General features: G+C 39.5%; 11 protein-coding genes. 10 read left to right on the forward strand and 1 reads right to left on the reverse strand.

Features of this window, described 5'->3' with window-relative positions:
• Window positions 1–105: 105 nt before the first annotated feature.
• Entirely contained in the window at window positions 106–1,632 is a 1,527-nt protein-coding gene (locus HMPREF9009_RS03225) for a sulfatase-like hydrolase/transferase (protein ID WP_049701420.1), read from the reverse strand.
• 279 nt (window positions 1,633–1,911) lie between these two features.
• Between HMPREF9009_RS03225 and HMPREF9009_RS03230 the strand changes: the two genes are divergently transcribed.
• The 10 genes from HMPREF9009_RS03230 to HMPREF9009_RS03275 all read left to right on the forward strand — a co-directional run bounded on the left by HMPREF9009_RS03230 (window position 1,912) and on the right by HMPREF9009_RS03275 (window position 19,794).
• Entirely contained in the window at window positions 1,912–2,943 is a 1,032-nt protein-coding gene (locus HMPREF9009_RS03230; RefSeq protein ID WP_151921865.1) for a hypothetical protein, read from the forward strand.
• Entirely contained in the window at window positions 2,940–5,324 is a 2,385-nt protein-coding gene (locus HMPREF9009_RS03235) for a hypothetical protein (RefSeq protein ID WP_049701421.1), read from the forward strand. The genes HMPREF9009_RS03230 and HMPREF9009_RS03235 overlap by 4 nt, the downstream gene beginning before the upstream one ends.
• A 24-nt stretch (window positions 5,325–5,348) precedes the next feature.
• Entirely contained in the window at window positions 5,349–6,755 is a 1,407-nt protein-coding gene (locus HMPREF9009_RS03240) for an alpha/beta hydrolase family protein (protein ID WP_049701422.1), read from the forward strand.
• A gap of 148 nt (window positions 6,756–6,903) precedes the next feature.
• Complete coding sequence (locus HMPREF9009_RS03245; RefSeq protein ID WP_049701423.1) at window positions 6,904–8,211, forward strand: Fic family protein; 1,308 nt, start codon at window positions 6,904–6,906, stop codon at window positions 8,209–8,211.
• 248 nt (window positions 8,212–8,459) lie between these two features.
• Window positions 8,460–9,602 carry an MFS transporter AraJ gene (gene araJ, locus HMPREF9009_RS03250; protein WP_049701424.1) on the forward strand — a complete coding sequence of 381 codons (1,143 nt, stop codon included), beginning with the start codon at window positions 8,460–8,462 and terminating at the stop codon, window positions 9,600–9,602.
• Between the two features lie 110 nt (window positions 9,603–9,712).
• Window positions 9,713–11,341: a hypothetical protein gene (locus HMPREF9009_RS03255; RefSeq protein ID WP_004298660.1), complete on the forward strand. Its 1,629-nt coding sequence runs from the start codon at window positions 9,713–9,715 to the stop codon at window positions 11,339–11,341.
• Between the two features lie 284 nt (window positions 11,342–11,625).
• Window positions 11,626–13,755, forward strand: a complete 2,130-nt coding sequence (locus tag HMPREF9009_RS03260) for a DUF4906 domain-containing protein (protein WP_049701425.1) — start codon at window positions 11,626–11,628, stop codon at window positions 13,753–13,755.
• Between the two features lie 21 nt (window positions 13,756–13,776).
• Window positions 13,777–17,097: a SusC/RagA family TonB-linked outer membrane protein gene (locus HMPREF9009_RS03265; RefSeq protein ID WP_049701426.1), complete on the forward strand. Its 3,321-nt coding sequence runs from the start codon at window positions 13,777–13,779 to the stop codon at window positions 17,095–17,097.
• A gap of 14 nt (window positions 17,098–17,111) precedes the next feature.
• Window positions 17,112–18,794, forward strand: a complete 1,683-nt coding sequence (locus HMPREF9009_RS03270) for a RagB/SusD family nutrient uptake outer membrane protein (protein WP_049701427.1) — start codon at window positions 17,112–17,114, stop codon at window positions 18,792–18,794.
• Window position 18,795: 1 nt separating this feature from the next.
• The gene (locus tag HMPREF9009_RS03275; protein WP_004317346.1) at window positions 18,796–19,794 is read left to right on the forward strand and encodes a putative zinc-binding metallopeptidase; all 999 of its coding nucleotides are present in this window, start codon (window positions 18,796–18,798) and stop codon (window positions 19,792–19,794) included.
• The last annotated feature ends 4 nt before the right edge of the window (window positions 19,795–19,798 follow it).

Raw genomic sequence — 19,798 nt, forward strand, 5'->3', positions numbered from 1 at the left:
GTTAATTGTCCGACATCGAACAGAACAAAGGTAGAGAAATAAACTCCGGTAGAATAGAACGATTGTTTTATCAACGGGATTTATGTTCAGAATAAACATTTGACCTTATTTTAATGGTTCTTCTTCTACTTCACTGCGATAATAACCGTCCACTTCAGCAAAGAAATTCTGCTTCAGGGAGTCCAGAAGTTCGGGCTGTTGTGCCGCCATATTCTGTTGTTGAGTCCGGTCGGCTTTTACATTGAATAATCCGTATTCACCCAGATTACCCAATTCATTTCCGGTCAGGTTTCGTTCGGAACCTTTATAAGGAGGCATCATAATCCAGTCGCCCGAACGATAAGCCATACGTCCTTGCGCTTCCAGCACTACATCCTTGCGGGCAGTCTGCTCTTTTCCGAAGAAAGCATCCAGATAGTTCCGACTATCCAAACCTTCCGGCAAATCGGCATGTATCATCGAACCCAGAGAAGCGAGAATATCTACCTGACAAACCAGTGCATCGGATACGACCGGCTGAATCTTTCCTTTCCAATAAACAAACAGAGGAATATGCGTACCACCGTCGAACAAACTATATTTACCTCCGCGCAGACCTCCTGCAGGAAGGTGATCGCCTGCCAGTTCGGGAGCACCGTCTTTGTAACCGTCATTCAGAACCGGCCCGTTATCGCTGGAGAAGATAATCAGTGTCTTTTCCAACAAGCCTTCTTTCTTCAAGTGGGCAAGCAGTTCGCCGACACACCAGTCTGCCTCAACGATGGCATCGCCACGAGGCCCCATCGTTGTTTTGCCCACAAATCGCTGGTGGGGAGCACGAGGGACGTGAGGTTCGTGTAAGCCATAATACAGGAAGAAAGGAGCACCTTTGTGTTCAGTAACAAAGTTCTTTACCTTATCTACAAAATAGTCGGCCATATCCTCGTCTTTCCAACGGGCTTTCTGTCCGCCTTTCATATATCCGATACGAGGAATTCCGTTTACTATAGAGTTATTATGTCCGTGTGCCCACTGCATTTTCAGCATCTCCGGATGAGAGATGGCAGTCGGTTCGCCCTCAAAATTATGCTCGTAACTTACTTCGATGGGGTCAGCCGGGTCGAGTCCTACTACATCACCGTTTTCCACGTAAACCGTCGGGACACGGTCGTTGGTTGCCGCAATCAGGCAAGAGTAGTCGAAACCGATTTCTTTGGCACCCGGTTTGACGGTTTCGTTCCAGTTGACATTGCCGTCTCCCATCCCCAAATGCCACTTTCCGATAGCTCCGGTCACATACCCGCACTGCTGCATCATCTTCGGCAAGGTAAACTGATTTTCATTAATGATAAGAGGAGCATCTCCCGGCAGGATTTTTGCATCCTTATTTTTCCACGGATACATTCCGGTCATCAAAGCGTAGCGGCTGGGAGTGGAAGTTGCCGAAGTGGCATATCCGTTCGTGAAACAAACTCCGCCATGAGCCAGACTGTCGATATTCGGAGTATGAATCGTAGTAGAGCCGTAAGCGCTGACATCACCAAATCCCAGATCATCGGCAAGAATCACAATCACATTCGGCTTTTCTTCTACGTGCTGTGAGGTACAACCTACTAAAGACAACGTAGGAACTAGATAGATTATCTTTTTCATAATATTATGTAGTTAATAACGATGCAAATTTAGCCACCACTTATTTATTTATGTAGAACAAATGTTTAATAATGGGGAGAAATGTCCATCCTGCAACTATTCTTATGAATCGGATGTAGCATATATATCAATCAAGAGCCTTATGTGAGTTTACAAACAGTAGACAAATTACTTCCACATTTCGATTGCAAAAGCATTTTTTTTCATAACTTTGTTCGCAATATCTTGGTTGCCTCTCTTGCGGAATACAATTTAATGAGCCAAGATACCCGATAATATATGCAGACTCGACTACTACAACTGGCTATTTTACTCATCTGCCTGTCCGGATGCACCAATGAACATACCAATACTCCCGCATTTTATATATGGAAAAGCAAATTAAGCGTACAAGATGCGGATACTGCCTACCTGAATACACTCGGAGCCAAAAAGATATATACCCGCATGTTCGATGTAGACAACAAAGGAAACGGGGTATTCCCTACGGCAGACTATTCGCCTTCGTTTTCTTTGGGTAGTCCCGGTTTTCGGCAAGAGGTAGTCCCCGTTATATTTATCACCAACAAGGCAATCCGGCAATGTACTGCCGCTGATATAGAGAAGCTTGCCCGCAACTGTGCCGACCGGATAGACACCTTATACCGTTTGCATTTCAACAAGCTCCCGACCGAATATCAGTTCGACTGCGACTGGACGGAAAAGACAAAAGAAAACTATTTCAACTTCCTGAACCACATCCGTAAGCTAAGGAAAGGAGTCCCGATAAGCTGCACCATCCGCCTCCATCAGATCAAATTCAAAGACAAAACCGGAATACCTCCCGTCGATAAGGGAACACTGATGTATTACGCTTCATCCGAACCTACGGATTTCGAGAATAAAAATACCATATTAAACAATAAAGACGCTGCTTCATACATCGAAAAGATCGGTTCCTATCCGCTGCATCTGGACATCGCACTGCCGCTCTACAGTTGGGGAATCGTGAGAAATCCGTTCGGACAGATTAAACTGATAAACGGAGTCCGCAAAGCTACCATCGACGCACGTCCCGACTATTACCAACCAACGAAAGACGGTATTTACTGCATACTCCAATCGCACTATATAAACGGAGTATGGGTGAATAAAGACTACGAACTTAAAGTAGAAGAAGTCAGCCCGGAAACACTGCTCGAAGCGGCCAAACTCCTGCGCAAAAAACTACGAAAGGAAAACAGGGAAATCATTTTCTACCACCTGGACAAAGAGATTATCAAGCAATATTCTACCGAACAATTAATCAACATCATAAACACTTTCTCATGAAACATCTGAAACGCTTTATCGCCACACTTGCCATAACCGTACTCCCCTTCCACTCCTACGTCAACGGATGCGGAGGCGATTTTTACGATTATATGAACTACTATAACCTTTTCGACCAGCTTCTTCTCGAGAACAAAGGCCTGCAACCTTTCCTCCTGACAACGGATGATGCATTCTACGGAGAAGACATGAACCCGGACGGGAAACAACAGCAGCCCGACGAAAATATAAACGCATGGATGACATTCTTCAAGAAGAACAAAACCCTTCAGGACATGAATGAAGAGCAGTTCAAAGCATTGCTTTACACCGCTTCCTACCAGTCGTTGAAGCAACCTTCTTCCCCATACGTCACCGCCCTGAACAAGACAGATGCAGGAAAGCATACCCTTATCTACCTGCAATATGCGAAAGAACTGGAGCCATACGCCCAACTATCGAATAACGGCGACTGGTGGGAAATGAAACGCACCTCCTCCCCCTCTGAAGAAACATACACCCACTACAAAGACAAAGGACTGGAACTCTACCGGAACTGCCCATACGATGAACTGAAATTAAGGTACGGCTACCAACTCGTACGCCTGGCACACTATATGCGAAATAAGAACAACGAAGCTATCCGAATGTACAACCTATACGTGAAACCTCTCAAACAGGAACATTACATCTACTACGCCGCCCTCGAACAGACAGCCGGTGCCCTCTATAACATAGGTAAACTGGCAAATGCCAACTACCTCTACTCCCGTGTGTTCGACCATTCGGATAACAGGAAGAAAACAGCCTACACCAGCTTCAAAATACAAAACGAAATAGACTGGAACGAAGCAATGTCCTGGTGTAAAGACAATCGGGAGAAAGCAGCCATGTATGCACTCCGGGGTTATAATACGTTCTCCAATGAACTGGAAGAAGTGGAAAACATCCTGAATATATATCCTGAATCACCCTATATCAAGCTGCTCGCCATCCGGTATATCAACAAGATGGAAAGGGATATTCTGACGCGCTACAGTCATTCGGATGCCACCGACGACACTAGTTCATTCATGCAACCTTCCGGAAAAGTACTTGCAGAATATGAGCGTGCACAGCAGATAATCAAAGCGGTAATGAATCACCCCAAAGTGGGCGACAAAGACTTTTGGGCTCTCTACCATGCACATATCTCTTTCCTCTGCAAAGATTACCGGCAGGCAGCCACATTCATCGACTCCGTCCAAACCACGAAGCCCGAATTGCTGAAACAAAAAAGCCGTACCCAATTCAGTCTTTACCTGGCACAACTGAAGTTTATCGGTGAAGATGAAGAAAAAAACATCCGGCAATACCTGCAAACAAGCCATGCCGATGAGGACTTTATCAACGAAATTGTCGGTCATCTTTATAAAATGCAGAAAGACTACGGCAAAGCATTCCTTACCCACAACCGCATAGAGAACCTGCGGCAGAATCCGGACCCGGATATTATCAATTCGCTTCTGGCAAATGCCGGGAAAGAGAATGACCAGACGCTATTGACCCAGCTTTACGAACTGAAAGGAACTTATTACCTACGCATGAATAACTTTGCAGAAGCAGCCAAATGGTTTGCCAAAGTTCCGGAATCCTATAGCCTCACTCACTATAAATACGATTATGAAACAGAGAAATATATCCCTACGGGTATCTCCTCGGATGACTTCAACGGCTATTCGGAAATCTCCCCGTTGATATTCAGCAATGGATTCAAAAGACTATTCAGCGTTCCTGCCGCTTCGCAACTAACGGACGTGATGTACGAACAGTATCCCTATCTGAACAAAGAACACAATAAGGCTACATTGACCGCCGCCCTGATGCAACTGGAAAAGGAAAGCCAGATGATGACGGAAAAAGGCGCACGGGCTGCCTATATGCTGGCCAACTATTATTATAACATATCTCCTACCGGTTATTACAGAAATATTCCTACATACTTCACAGACAACTCCTACTATTGGTCTGCATACGTCTCATACGGCACAACAGGCCCAAACTCCATTCCTGATTACAGCAAAGAGTATAATTACAGAGACTTCACCCAGGAATATATGGTAGTCGATAATATGGAGAACGCCCTCGCCCTGTATGAACAAGCTGCCACCTACTTCACCGACCGCGAATATAAAGCACGCGCACTGTTCATGGCCTCTTCCTGTACAATGGATCTTTATGCCCAAAACTGGTGGAGTAACTGGAACAATATCCTTAATCCTGATTTCAGCAGGTCGGATGACGAGAAGAAAGTGGACAGCTATTTCCGTCAATTAAAAAAATCATATAGCGATACACAGTTCTTCAAGGAGGCCGTGTACGAATGTAAGTATTTCGAATATTACGTAAAAACTGAACTCTAATTCCCTAATCATCATCACTATAAAATGAAAACAGCAGTATTTAAAACAAAAATGAGAACTCTCGTCTTATTACTGGCAGGGCTGGCTTTATCCTCTTCCTTATCCGCCCAAGATATTTCGGGAACTTGGCATGGAAAACTTTCCCTTCCCACCGGTTCGCTGACTATTGTATTCCACATCAGTCAAACGGAACAAGGCGCTTATGTGACCACACTGGACAGTCCCGACCAGGAAGCCAACGGTATCAAGACACAGACCACTTCTTTCAATGATTCTACTTTAATTATCCAGATACCTATGATTCATGCTTCGTACAAAGGAAAGCTGAACAGTGATAACACAATCAACGGAACATTTACGCAAGGGATGCCCCTTCCGTTGAATTTGAAAAAGGGAGAAGCCAGCCGCCCCAAACGTCCGCAGGAGCCTCAACCGCCTTTCCCTTACAGAAGTGAAGAAGTCACCGTGAGGAATGAACGGGATGGAATTAACCTTGCCGGAACATTGACTCTTCCCGAAAAAGGAACTAAATTTCCGGCAGTGGTAATGGTGACGGGAAGCGGTGCGCAGAACCGGGATGAGGAAATCATGGGACACAAACCTTTCTTTGTCATCGCCGATTATCTGACCCGGAACGGAATTGCTGTACTTAGGTGTGATGACAGGGGCACTGCCGCTTCACAAGGTACTCACGCAACAGCTACCAATGAAGATTTTGCCACAGATACGGAAGCAATGGTGAATTATCTGCGCAGCAGAAAAGAAATAAATGCAAAGAAGATCGGAATTATCGGACATAGCGCAGGCGGAATCATTGCATTCATCGTTGCCCAAAAGGACCCATCCATTGCATTTGTCGTTTCATTGGCAGGAGCCGGTGTGAAAGGCGACAGTCTGATGCTGAAGCAGGTAGAGTTAATCTCTAAATCCCAAGGAATGCCGGATGCCGTCTGGCAAGGGATGAAGCCTTCAATACGAAACAGATATGCCATACTGCAACAAACAGACAAAACTCCCGAGGAGTTGCAGAAAGAACTGTATGCAGACGTTACAAAAACAATGTCGCCCGAACAATTGAAAGACCTGAATACCATCCAGCAACTATCCGCACAAATCAGTTCGATGACTTCTCCGTGGTATCTTCATTTTATGAGATATGACCCGGCCCAGGATTTGAAGAAACTAAAATGTCCGGTTCTGGCTCTGAACGGAGAAAAGGATATCCAGGTGGATGCCGCCATGAACCTGACTGCCATCCAGGAAAGAATCACTGGAAATGGAAACAAAAATGTAACAGTCAAAGCCTATCCGAACTTAAATCATCTGTTTCAGACTTGCGAAAAAGGAACATTGGCTGAATACGGGCAGTTGGAAGAAACAATCAATCCGGAAGTCTTGAAAGATATCATTGAATGGATAAGGAAACAATAAGTCTATTAATGATATTACTTAGCAAGTACACATTTCTCAATATCACATTCTTTTCTTGCTAATTCTTGCTAATTCTTCAAATATTTGCAAGAATTAGCAAGAAAAGAATTATATTTGTAGACCAAATATAATATAAACAGATGGTATTATGATTGAATTCCCTCCTCAAATAAGTCAGGAAGAATATTTAAAGGTTCTTCTCACTGATCCGCTTGAAAAACTCAAGGCAATCATAGAAAAAAACAATGATAAATATAGTTATTGGTCTGATGTAAAATACCAAAAGGCTCCTGAAGGCATGTCGAGTAAAGAATTATGGTGCTATATAAAAGCATCACGGAGAGCAAAACGAATTATTGTATGGAAAAAATATGGCATATCTATCAGTATAACCAACGCCATGCAGCGGATGTGTCACGAGTTTGATATGAACTTTGGCGGCTCTTGGGGAAGTAATTCAATCATTCCGGCAGAAAACAAAGAACAGTATCTAATTAGCTCATTAATGGAAGAAGCAATCTCCTCCAGCCAAATGGAGGGAGCGGCAACTACCAGAAAAGTAGCTAAGGAGATGCTAAGAAAAAGCCTTTCTCCACAGGACAAATCTCAACAAATGATATTCAATAATTATCAAACAATACGTTTTATAACCCAAAATATACATACCCCACTATCATCCGAACTATTACAGCAGATTCATGTCTTAATGACTGAAAAAACGTTAGAAAATCCAGCAGATGCAGGAGCATACAGAACGAATGACGAAGTAGTAGTGGAAGATGCTATTACGCATGAAGTAGTACATACTCCCCCCTCATACAAAGATATCCCCTCATTTATTGAAGATTTATGCATATTCTTCAATGAAAGTGATTCTAAAGTATTTATTCACCCAATAATCAGAGGCATTATCATCCATTTTATGATTGCTTATATGCATCCGTTTGTAGATGGGAACGGACGTACAGCAAGAGCTTTATTCTATTGGTATATGCTAAAAAGTGGTTATTGGTTAACTGAATATTTATCTATCTCAAGAGTAATCGCCAAATCAAAAAAGTCCTATGAAAATGCTTATTTATACACAGAAGCTGATGAAAAAGACATGGGATACTTTATAGCTTACAACCTAAGAGTGCTAGAGCTTGCTTTTAAAGAACTACAAACTTATATCAAACGTAAATTAGATCAAAAACATCAGGCTTCTGTATTCTATAAATTAAATAATATCAACGAACGGCAAGCAGATATTCTTAGGCTTATTAATGATAATCCTAAAATATTATTCACCGTGAAAGAGCTACAAAATAGGTTTTCTATTACTCATACTACCGCCAAAAATGATATTGACGGTCTTGTGGAAAGAAAACTGGTTGATGAAATATCACTTAATAAAGTAAAGAAAGGATATGTAAAAGGAGAACTTTTTGATAAAACAGTTAAGTCTATCACATAATCTTTCCAATTCTTGCAAATTCTTCAAATATTTGCAAGAATTGGAAAGAAAGTAAATGGGTACAATTTACATATACTACATAAATCCCTCGTCATCAGTTTACACCAACATTGTCTAAATTGATTTAAATCAAAATCCATCTCATCGAACTCACCCTGAAAGATTTTGTTTTACCTTTGCAGCCAAAACAAATAAACGGCAAATAATAGTAAGGTAAAAAGGTAATAGGTATTAAGGTTAAGTTTTGTATGAAGAAGAGTCTTATTGCATTGGCGTTCGGCACACTAGGATTAGGTATTGCCGAATTTGTAATGATGGGAATTTTGCCCGATGTGGCAAAAGATTTAGGTATTAGTATTCCGACCGCAGGGCATTTCATTTCTGCTTATGCATTAGGCGTCTGTGTCGGTGCACCTGTATTAACATTGGCTCGCAAATATCCGCTAAAACATATTCTGTTAGTATTAGTTACCTTAATTATGATAGGTAATATCTGTGCGGCTATGGCTCCCAATTACTGGGTGTTGCTCGCTGCCCGTTTTATCTCCGGCTTGCCTCATGGTGCATACTTCGGAGTAGGCTCTATTGTTGCAGAGAAACTGGCCGACAAGGGTAAAGGTTCGGAAGCCGTCTCCATCATGATTGCAGGAATGACCATTGCCAATCTGTTTGGTGTACCTTTGGGCACTTCCTTAAGTACCATGCTTTCCTGGCGTGCCACTTTCCTGCTGGTCGGTATCTGGGGAATTGTTATCCTATATTATATCTGGCGATGGGTTCCTCATGTAGAGGGTCTGAAGGATACCGGCTTTAAAGGACAATTCCGCTTTCTTAAAACTCCGGCTCCGTGGCTGATTCTCGGTGCTACGGCATTAGGTAATGGCGGTGTATTCTGCTGGTATAGCTACATCAATCCGATGCTTACCAATGTGTCCGGCTTCTCCGCGGAAAGCATTACGCCTTTAATGATCCTTGCCGGCTTCGGTATGGTAGTGGGAAACCTGATTAGCGGACGTCTCTCCGACCGCTACACCCCCGGAAAAGTAGGAACTGCCGCTCAAGCACTTATCTGTATTATGTTATTGCTCATCTTCTTCCTTTCTCCCTATAAATGGGCAGCAGCCCTGTTGATGTGCCTTTGTACGGCAGGACTGTTCGCTGTATCCAGTCCGGAGCAGATATTAATTATCCGCGTATCAAAGGGAGGAGAAATGCTGGGAGCAGCCTGCGTGCAGGTTGCATTCAATCTCGGAAATGCCATCGGTGCTTATGCAGGCGGACTGGCTGTTAATGGTGGCTACCGTTATCCGTCCCTGGCGGGTGTACCATTCGCCCTGATCGGATTTACTTTATTCCTGATTTTTTATAAGAAATATCAGGCAAAATACTAAATAACTAGTAAAAGCTGCCCTACTTTCTGCTGCAAGATAAAATTCACTTTAAAGTCTTGTAGAATTATATTTTTACTCATACTTTTGTAAGGTCTGTTAAGTCTTGATAAATGGGAATGAGGAAAGATACACTTATCACAATTATTATGGGAGTAATTAGTATATTTACTTCTTGTAATCCGCATCCCAATCTATCAAAGGCTGACCAACTAATAAATTTTTATCCTGATAGTTCCCTGACATATTTGAAAGCTATCCAGCATCCTGAAAATATGTCCCCAAAGGATTATGCAAAATGGTGCCTATTAGTAGCTCAAGCAAAATATAACAATGCTCAAAGCTTAGTTCCGGACTCATTTGTTTTTAAAGCTTTTGATTATTTTTCCAAAGACACATCCGACCCGATACTAACAGCAAGAACATATTTTTATACTGCACTTATCAGTAAAGAAATAAGAAACATAGAAGAAGCTGCTCAATACTTATTAAAAGCAAGAGATTTCGCGGAGAAAGCAAATGACTACAATCTAGCATTCAAAATTTCCCATGACTTGTGCGACATCTACTCTAAACAAGGATTATTTGATTATAAGTTAACAGAGGCATGGAGAGGATATAATTATGCACAGATTTCTAAAGATAGTCTGTCTATTTATTATGCATTGGCAGATCTGGGACATGCTTATTCTACCAAAGAGCAAATCGATAGCGCACTTTATTTTTTCGAAAAGGCATTCCCTATTGCTCAAAAAGTACATCCCAAAGCCACCTCTTCTGCTTTAAACGATATATGTTATGCATATATAAATAAAAAAGATTATATTTCCGCACTAAAAATCTGCAATGAGGCCATTGCATGTGAAAAGGATTCAATTGACCGATATAACAATTACATTATCAAAGGAGTAATCTTTCAAGATATACAACAATATGATTCTGCTATCCATTATTTTACCCTAAGTAGTAAAAACCAATATATATATGCAAAAGCACTCAGTTATAGCTATCTGGGAGAAATTTATGAAAAAAAAGGGAACATTCTTAAAGCGTTAGAATTTATCAAAACCTATGAACTATTAAGAGATTCAATAGAAGATCAAAACCAAAGCGTGGCAATTATTAAAATGCAGAATCTATTTCAAAACGAAAAACTGCAGAAAAACAACAAAGAACTATCTAAAAAGATGGAAGAAATTAGTTCTCTTGTATATAAAATAAGTGCAATTGCAGCTTTCGCGTTACTAATTACAGGATTATGCTACTTCATAACCTACAAAAAGAAGAGTGAACGTATACGAAAACAAGAAAGAGAAATATCTCAAGCCAAAGATAAACTACAACAGCAAGCTATAGAAAATCTTCAAAAAGAAGAAAAACTATCTTCACTACAAGCAGACTTTTTACGCAGATTAGTGGCTATCAACATTCCATCTCTAAATAATAAAGCAAACGATCTCGTTATCAAACTTTCTAATGAGGATTTTGCTAATCTGGAAAAAGATATTAATGCTACTTTTGATCAATTTACAGTAAGACTAAAGAAAGAATATCCACTACTCGACAAAAATGAAATTCAGTTCTGCTGTTTAATAAAAATACAATTAGATTTAAATACCCTTGCCAATATCTACTGCAGAAGTAAAGCTGCAATTAGCAAAAGAAAACTTAGAATCAAACAAGAAAAACTAAACATTACAGATAAAAACATCTCTTTAGATGATTTTATTCAAAGATTCTGAAATATCCCTCCTTACATTAACATCTATTCATAATAAAAGGATTTAATTGCCATTTGTCCAATGGTAATCTATACCTATTTACATTAACACATTAATTATTAGCGATTTATATAATATCTATTGTCCAATGCTTTTTTTGTATTCATAAATCATATTCCATAACTTTGCAATATCAAACGTAAGCAAAATCAGATTCTATAATAACATCTTGATTAAACTATTAATATATAATATAAAATGTGATATAGCAAAAAAATCAATATTAATTATTTAAAACTAGAATTATGAAGAACCTAATTTGGCTTAGCGCATATCTTATCATAAGCGCAATTTTCAGTTCTTGTTCAAAAGACGACGAAAACACCTCTATTATTCCGGAAGGAGAAAAAACAAATGTAAATGTATCATTAAATATTGCTCCTATCAACGCAATGGGAACCAATATAAATGATAACAGAACTTCTATTGAAAACTTTTGGTTATTAGAATTCGATCAACAAGGTAAAAATGTTGCAGTTATAAAAGAACTACGATTCAGTATCAACTCTGCAGAAACAGTAGAATTAGTAGCAGGGGCTAATATGAAACTGGTAGTAATTGCTAATGTAGATAAAAGCATTGTTTTCCAATTAGGAAAACAAAACTATGAAGCACTAAAGAATACTATTCATACATTACCAGTCAATTCATCTAACGCAATTCCGCTAGTAGGAGAGCAAGTAGTTTCTATTACCAAAGAAAATCAGACATTAGATGCTATCACATTAGAACGAATTGCAGCTGAAGTAAAATTCACTATCAATAATACCTCTTCTGATTTCCAGTTAACTTCCATAGCATTAAAGAATATATATAAAATGTATTACTTTAGTAAGGGAACAATATCTCAAAGTAATATTGCAGACTATAGTGAAATCCCATGTACTATCGGTGAAGAAAATTATACCCATTACATAGCTGAGAACCTGATGGGAACAAATTCTAGTATCACAACAGACAAAGACAAGGTAACAGATAAACTAGCGACTTTCATTGAAATTGTTGGTGAAAGAATGAGTGAAGGCAATAAAGAAATAGCAACTTTCAAAATGTTCATTGGGAAAAATGAAAAAGATTTCAATGTAACAAGAAATAATGCATATAATTACAATATTAATCTTGATCTGGCAGATGCCAGTGATAAACGCATCACTATTGAAAAGATTCCATTAGAAGGCATTGCAGCTGAAGCTAACTGCTATATACTGAATCCAAATTCAGAACATGAGCTACTGGTTCCTGTGAAACGAGTAAATGCATTTTGGGGAACAGAAGAAGGCGGCTTCAAAACAGATCATATGTTGAATGACGGAAACAACCAAGGAAAAGTAACTAAATGGATTGCCCGTATCATAACAAAAGATAGTTCCAAGGAATTACTGAAATTCACCACCCAACAAGGAAGCTCCGCCAATGATTATATAGGAATCAAACCTACAGGAAACGAAGGTAATGTATTAATAGGTATTTACGACGCAACAGCAGGAGAACCTGCTCAAGACGCTAAACCATTATGGAGCTGGCACATTTGGATTACAGATTATAATCCGGGAGGAGATATTAATGGAATAATTCCTGCAATTTCTCAAAACCCAGGAAAAGCAGATGTTACAGGAGGAGCTATCTACCGTTTTGGGGGAGTTGATAACAATCAAACGAAAGATGGATCCACACAGGCAATGATGGATCGTAACTTAGGCGCACTAAGTGCAACACCAACTGACGGTGCGAAAACGATCGGTATGTATTATCAATGCGGTCGAAAGGATCCGATAATGACTGATTGGAGCCAAATCACTAAGTTAGGAACCAGCTCTTTAGGGGGAGACGTTTACTCCATTCATATCAAAACAGCAAAAGGTCCCGTATCTAAAGAAACAGCTGTGAAAAACCCGGATACCTATTTCTTGGGAGATGCAGACCATTTTACTTATAAAGATTGGTTAATTGAAGGCAGCGGTAGTACTGAACTATGGTACAAAAAGAGTGATGAAAAAACCAAAACACTATACGATCCATGTCCGGCAGGCTGGAGAGTGCCTTATAAGATGAACACTTATGGTGAAATAAACGGAGAAGATGTTGACAATGGTATATATCTTTGCCCTAATAATAGTTCCATAAAAATATTTTACCCGTTTGGAGGACATTTAAATGCCATTACCGGTCAATATCCGGGAGGAAGTTTGTTTGAATACAAAACTGCACAAAATGGTTGGCTAGGCAGTTATCCGGACAATCCTAATAATGCCTATAGTTATCATATATTCTCTGCAACATTAGTGGACGAATATGACGGACCATTCTTTCCCATCATGCCTAACAATGCAGACGGCAGATACTTAGGTTATAGCGTACGTTGTGTAAAAGAATAAATCACCAAAGAAAACAGGTACATGAATAAACACATTATTCTATTATTTATCATATTGTGCATTGGCCTTACAAAGGCCAGTGCACAACATAGTATTACCGGTAAGGTGCTAGATGCTACTAACCAGGAGCCTATCCCATTTGCCAGTGTTACTATAAAGAACGTCAAGAGCGGAACAACTACGGACAATAATGGTAATTTTACCTTAAAGGTCAATAATAACGATATTCTTATCGTCAGTTTTATGGGATACGAAACTAAAGAGGTTAACATTGGAACACAAAAGAAAGTAACGATATTATTATCAGAATCTTCTGTTTTATTGGATGCGGTAGTAGTCACCGGGTTTCAGAATCTTAAAAAAACAACCTTTACCGGCTCTTCCGTTAAAATCAAAGCTGATGATATTAATTTGCCCGGTGAAACAGACATAAGCCGTATGCTGGAAGGCAAAGCAGCCGGAGTATCTATTCAGAATGTATCGAGTACCTTTGGTAGTGCCCCCAAAATACGTGTACGTGGTGCCACGTCTATCAATGGAGAAAACAAACCTTTGTGGGTAGTAGATGGAATCGTATTAGAAGATGTGGTAAATGTATCTAACGACCAACTAGCAAGCGGTGACCCTACCACCCTGTTAGGCTCCTCCGTAGCAGGTATCAATACTAACGATATCGAAACAATTGACGTACTAAAAGATGCTGCCGCAACAGCATTATATGGAGCCAGAGCCATGAATGGAGTAGTTGTAATTACGACTAAAAGAGGAAAAGAAGGAAAACCACGTATTCATTATAGCGGAAACTACACAGTACGGACCAAACCACGTTATTCTGAATTCAATATTATGAATTCAGCCGATCAAATGTCTGTGTATGCAGAAATGGAACGAAAAGGCTTATTAACTTCGGACATTGTAAATAACCAGTCTTCCGGTATTTATGGAATCATGTATAATAGAATCAACACATGGGATGAATCAAAGCAACAATACCTTTTAGAGAATACATATGCAGCCCGTCACAACTTTTTAATGGAACACGCAGCAGCTAATACAGACTGGTTTGATCTGCTATTTACTAATTCCATAATGAATGAACATACATTAAGTGTATCAAGTGGTTCACAAAAGTCGAAATCCTACATTTCATTAGGCTTTTTGAACGATCCGGGATGGACTGTTGCCGACAAAGTGAATCGAATCACAATGAACTTCCGAAATGACTACCAGCTAAATGACAAAATCGGATTTAGTTTTCAAACGGTAGGTTCTGTCAGAATGCAGAACGCTCCCGGTTCATTAAGTCGTTCCAGTGACGTTGTAAGCGGTATTTCTTCACGTAATTTTGATATAAATCCGTTCAATTATGCATTAAACACAAGCCGTGCATTACGAGCATACGACTCAAATGGAGAACGGGAATATTATACACTCAACTTTGCCCCATTCAATATTTTAGAAGAACTCGATAATAACTATATTAAATTGAATGTGATAGATTTAAAAGCCCAAGCCGAATTTAACTGGCAAATTTTTAAAGGATTAAAATACAATTTTACCGGAGCTATCCGCTATGTACGTTCAAAGCAAGAGCATGAAATACACGAAAATTCTAATATGGCAAATGCTTATCGTGCAGCTGGCAATTCTACCATTCGAGAAAACAATCCCTACCTCTACAAGGACCCTAGTGATCCGTCAGCCGAACCGATTGTTGTTCTCCCCAAAGGGGGATTCTATAATACTGCCGAAAACTTATTATTAAATTATGATATAAGAAACTCTGTTAGTTTCAGCAAAATATGGAATGAGAAACATGAGTTCAACGCATTATTAGGACAACAAATCAAATATTCCGATAGACAAACGAACAGCAACACCGGCTACGGATTCCAATATGACATGGGAGGCACTGTTAGTATGAACTATCTTATAATGAAACAAATGATCGAGCAAAATTTTGATTATTATTCAAGAGCTTTGACATACGATCGTTTTGCCGCTTTTTATGCAAATGTTGATTACACCTATGACAGACGATATTCCATTTCCGGAACAGTACGGTATGACGGCTCCAACACAATGGCAAATTCCAGTTCAGCCCGCTGGCTGCCTACCTGGAATATCAGTGGGAAATGGAATATAGGTAATGAAGCGTTTATGAAAGATTTTGTCTGGCTGGATGCATTAGCGCTACGTGCCGGCGTTGGATTAACAGCCAGTATGCCTCCATTATCAAATGCAACACCCATTTTTATAAATTCCAATACTACGCGACCAAGTACGGACATCGAATCAGGCATTGAAATTTACACATTAGGTAATTCTGATTTGACATGGGAAAAGAGTTATCAATCTAATTTTGGTTTTGATGCCACTTTCCTTAAAGGAAGACTCGACTTTTCTTTTGACTATTTTATCCGAAACAGTTTCGACTTGTTAAGTGTAATAAAAGTCTCCGGAGTTGGAGGAGAAAGATATAAATGGGCCAACAGTGCCGACTTAAGCGCCTCCGGTTTCGATATAACATTGTCAGGAAAACCTATTGTAACAAAAGATTTCATGTGGTCAAGTTCTTTCACTATGGGATATTCCAAAAATGAAATCAAGAATTCAATGCAACAACCACAAGTCAACACGTTGGTAGGAATCACAGGAGGAAACAAAAACGGGTATCCGGTGAACGGGCTTTTCTCTATACCATTTGCCGGTCTGAATCCGGAAAATGGTGTACCGATGTTCTATGATGAGAATGGTACTATCACCAGTGATATCAATTTCCAAAGTACTTCAACAGATTACTTAAAATACGAAGGACCGACAGATCCCAAATATACAGGAGGATTTAACAATTCCTTTACTTGGAAAGGTATCTCATTAGATATTTTCTTCACTTTCCAAGCCGGAAATGTAATCCGGTTGAATCCTGTATTTAACAGCAGTTATAATGACTCTCAAGCAACCCCCAAAGAGTTCTTTAACAGATGGGAATTCAGAGGAGATGAGAAACATACTAATATCCCTGCAATAGCTGATAAAGATCTGATATCAGATTTGAGCAGTACTTATCCTTATTCAGCATACAATTATTCAGATATACGGGTAGCGAAAGGAGATTTCATCCGTCTTAAATCATTATCTGTAGGATATACCATTCCGCAGAAGCTTTTTAAATCGTGGAAGTTGTTCTCTGATATTCGTTTACGAGTAACCGGCAAAAACTTATGGTTACTATACTCTGATAAAAAATTGAATGGACAAGACCCTGAATTTGTCAATACCGGTGGTGTAGCCCAACCGATACAAAAACAAGTTATTTTTTCATTAGATGTCAGTTTCTAAATCATCCTTATACAATGAAGAGAATTAAAATATACTTATATATTGGAATCATGTCCTTTTGTACCAGTTGCTCTGACTTTCTGGACAAAGTGCCCGACGAACGTACTCAAATAGATTCTCCGGATAAAGTATCCGCATTATTAGTAAATGCGTATCCTAAAGTTTCTTATGCGGCTATTGTCAATACCCGTTGTGATTACATAACCGACTTCGGAAGCGTTTACTCTGGTGCACAACCAGGGGCCTTATTCAGCTTTATGGGGGAAAATTTCTTATGGAAAGACGTGATAGAAAATGGAAATGATTCCTTCGAAAACTTCTGGACAGGATGCTATGCAGCTATTGCAGTATCTAACCAAGCGCTTGTTTCTATCGATGAGTTAGGAACACCTGTAAGCACAATCAATCAAAAGGGAGAAGCACTCATGACCAGAGCCTTCTCACATTTTTGTCTTGCTTCACTCTTTGCCCAACAATATGACGAATCGACTGCATCGTTATATCCGGGTATTCCTTATGTAGAGAAACCAGAAACACAGCCAGTAGAACAATATGACCGGGAGACAGTGGCAGACACTTATAGAAAAATCACACAAGATTTTGAGGACAGCTATCCTCTTATGACGGATGGAAGCATTTATACAGCTCCCAAATATCATTTCAATAAGAAATCAGCTGCCGCCTTTGGTACCCGTCTTTATCTATTAATGAAACAATATGATAAGGTACTTGAATATGCCAATCAACTCATTTCCATACCGTCACAATTTGAAACATTGACGGATAGTAAAGGAGAACCTCTTAAAAATCAAGATGGCACCCCGCAACAATATATCTCAAAGGATGATCCTGCATTTTCGTTTGTAAGCAACAACTTTCATCCTTTTGCAACAACTTACATGGATGCAAGCGGATATATTGAAATGCGTTCGTATTTCTGCAGTTCTTCCACCAATGCCAATTTATTGATTACAGAAGCATTGTCTTCAATCGCCTGGGGAGAATTACCCTTCTATTCAAGATATGGTTTATCTTCTACTGACATTGGCAAGACAATCAATGCGGATAATGTTACAAATGGCATGTGGGCTATTCCCTATTACGGTACATCCAATTTCTACTTTATACCTAAATTTACCCAATTTACTAAACAAGAATCTTTAGACGCATCCAACTTTTTGCCGTATGCCAATATTCCTGTTTTGAGAATGGAAGAAGTGTTATTAAACCGTGCAGAAGCCTACCTAATGCTTAACCAATATGACAAAGCTATCGCTGATCTAAATTTATATGCCAGCCAACGTTTTGTTATAGCGAGAAGCCCGGCATCAAGCAGATATTATGATTCTAAAGAATTATGTATCACACGGGATAAGATACTCAATTTCTATAAAACCAAACTTAATAATACTGATCACTTTATCAATAAGTACAATCAGTCAGACTCTTGGAGTGATTTGAAAAAAGGTATCCTACTTGCAATACTTGATTTCAGAAGTATAGAGTTTTATAATGAAGGACTTAGATGGTATGATATTGTACGCTGGAATATCCCCGTCACCCATACCCAGGCTAACGGCAGCAAGTCCAGCTTAATGCCGGACGACGACCGAAGGGTACTACAAATTCCGGAAATGGCAACTATTTCGGGAATAAAACTTAATCCAAGAAATAACGTAAATAATTCATGGGAATAAAATGAAAACAACAAATCACATTGCCAAATGGATACAAGCATATTTCATGCTACTATTCTGCATTAGTACTGTTATTTTCACTGCCTGTAATGAGGACAAACTCAATCTTGACCAAGAGATTTATGGATTGGGTGGAAATGACGAGCAAAAAAATGAACTGGATAAATGGTTATATGAAAACTATACCCAAGCTTACAATATCGAAGTGAAATATAAATGGAACAGTTATGAACTGAACACTACCGCCCAACTAGTCCCCATTATGGAACGCTTCGTAAAACCTTCTATGGATATGATTCAACGAGTGTGGTTTGAGCCTTATAAACAATTGGCAGGAGATAAATTTCTTAGAGAAATGACACCTAAGAAAATCATTTTGGTAGGTAGCCCGGAATATAATGCAGATGGCAGTCAAGTATTAGGACAGGCTGAAGGCGCTCGTAAAATTACACTATTTGATGGTAATAGCTACAATCCGAGTGATGCAGACTGGATACGTTCTATCATGCATACCATTGAACACGAATTCGCTCATATTCTCCATCAAACCAAAATGTATGATTCCAGTTTCAAAGATATATCCGCCGGAGATTATAATCCGACAGGATGGACTTCTGAAACGGAAGTAAGCGCATTACTTGCCGGATTCTATTCCGCATACGCAATGTCGGGAGTTGATGAAGATTTCGTTGAAGTGGCATCATTAATTATGGTGTATGGAAAAGAATGGCGTGACTATCGAATTAATTTGCTCAAAAGTTTAACAACGTCTCCTCCTTCAGAGGGAGAAACAGCAGAAGAAACAGCACAGCGTATAGCCCTTGCCAATCAGGCACAAACGGCTTTAACCAGATTACTGGCTAAAGAAGAAATTGTGATCAATTACTTTAAAAATGTATGGAACGTACAGTTTTATGACGACGCAATGGGAAATAAAGGATTAGTATCTTTAGTACAAGATGCTATTAATCAAATTGTAAATGAAAACACTCCAGAATAAATAA

It is taken from the genome of Bacteroides sp. 3_1_13 (assembly GCF_001185845.1).
Taxonomy (GTDB): domain Bacteria; phylum Bacteroidota; class Bacteroidia; order Bacteroidales; family Bacteroidaceae; genus Bacteroides; species Bacteroides xylanisolvens.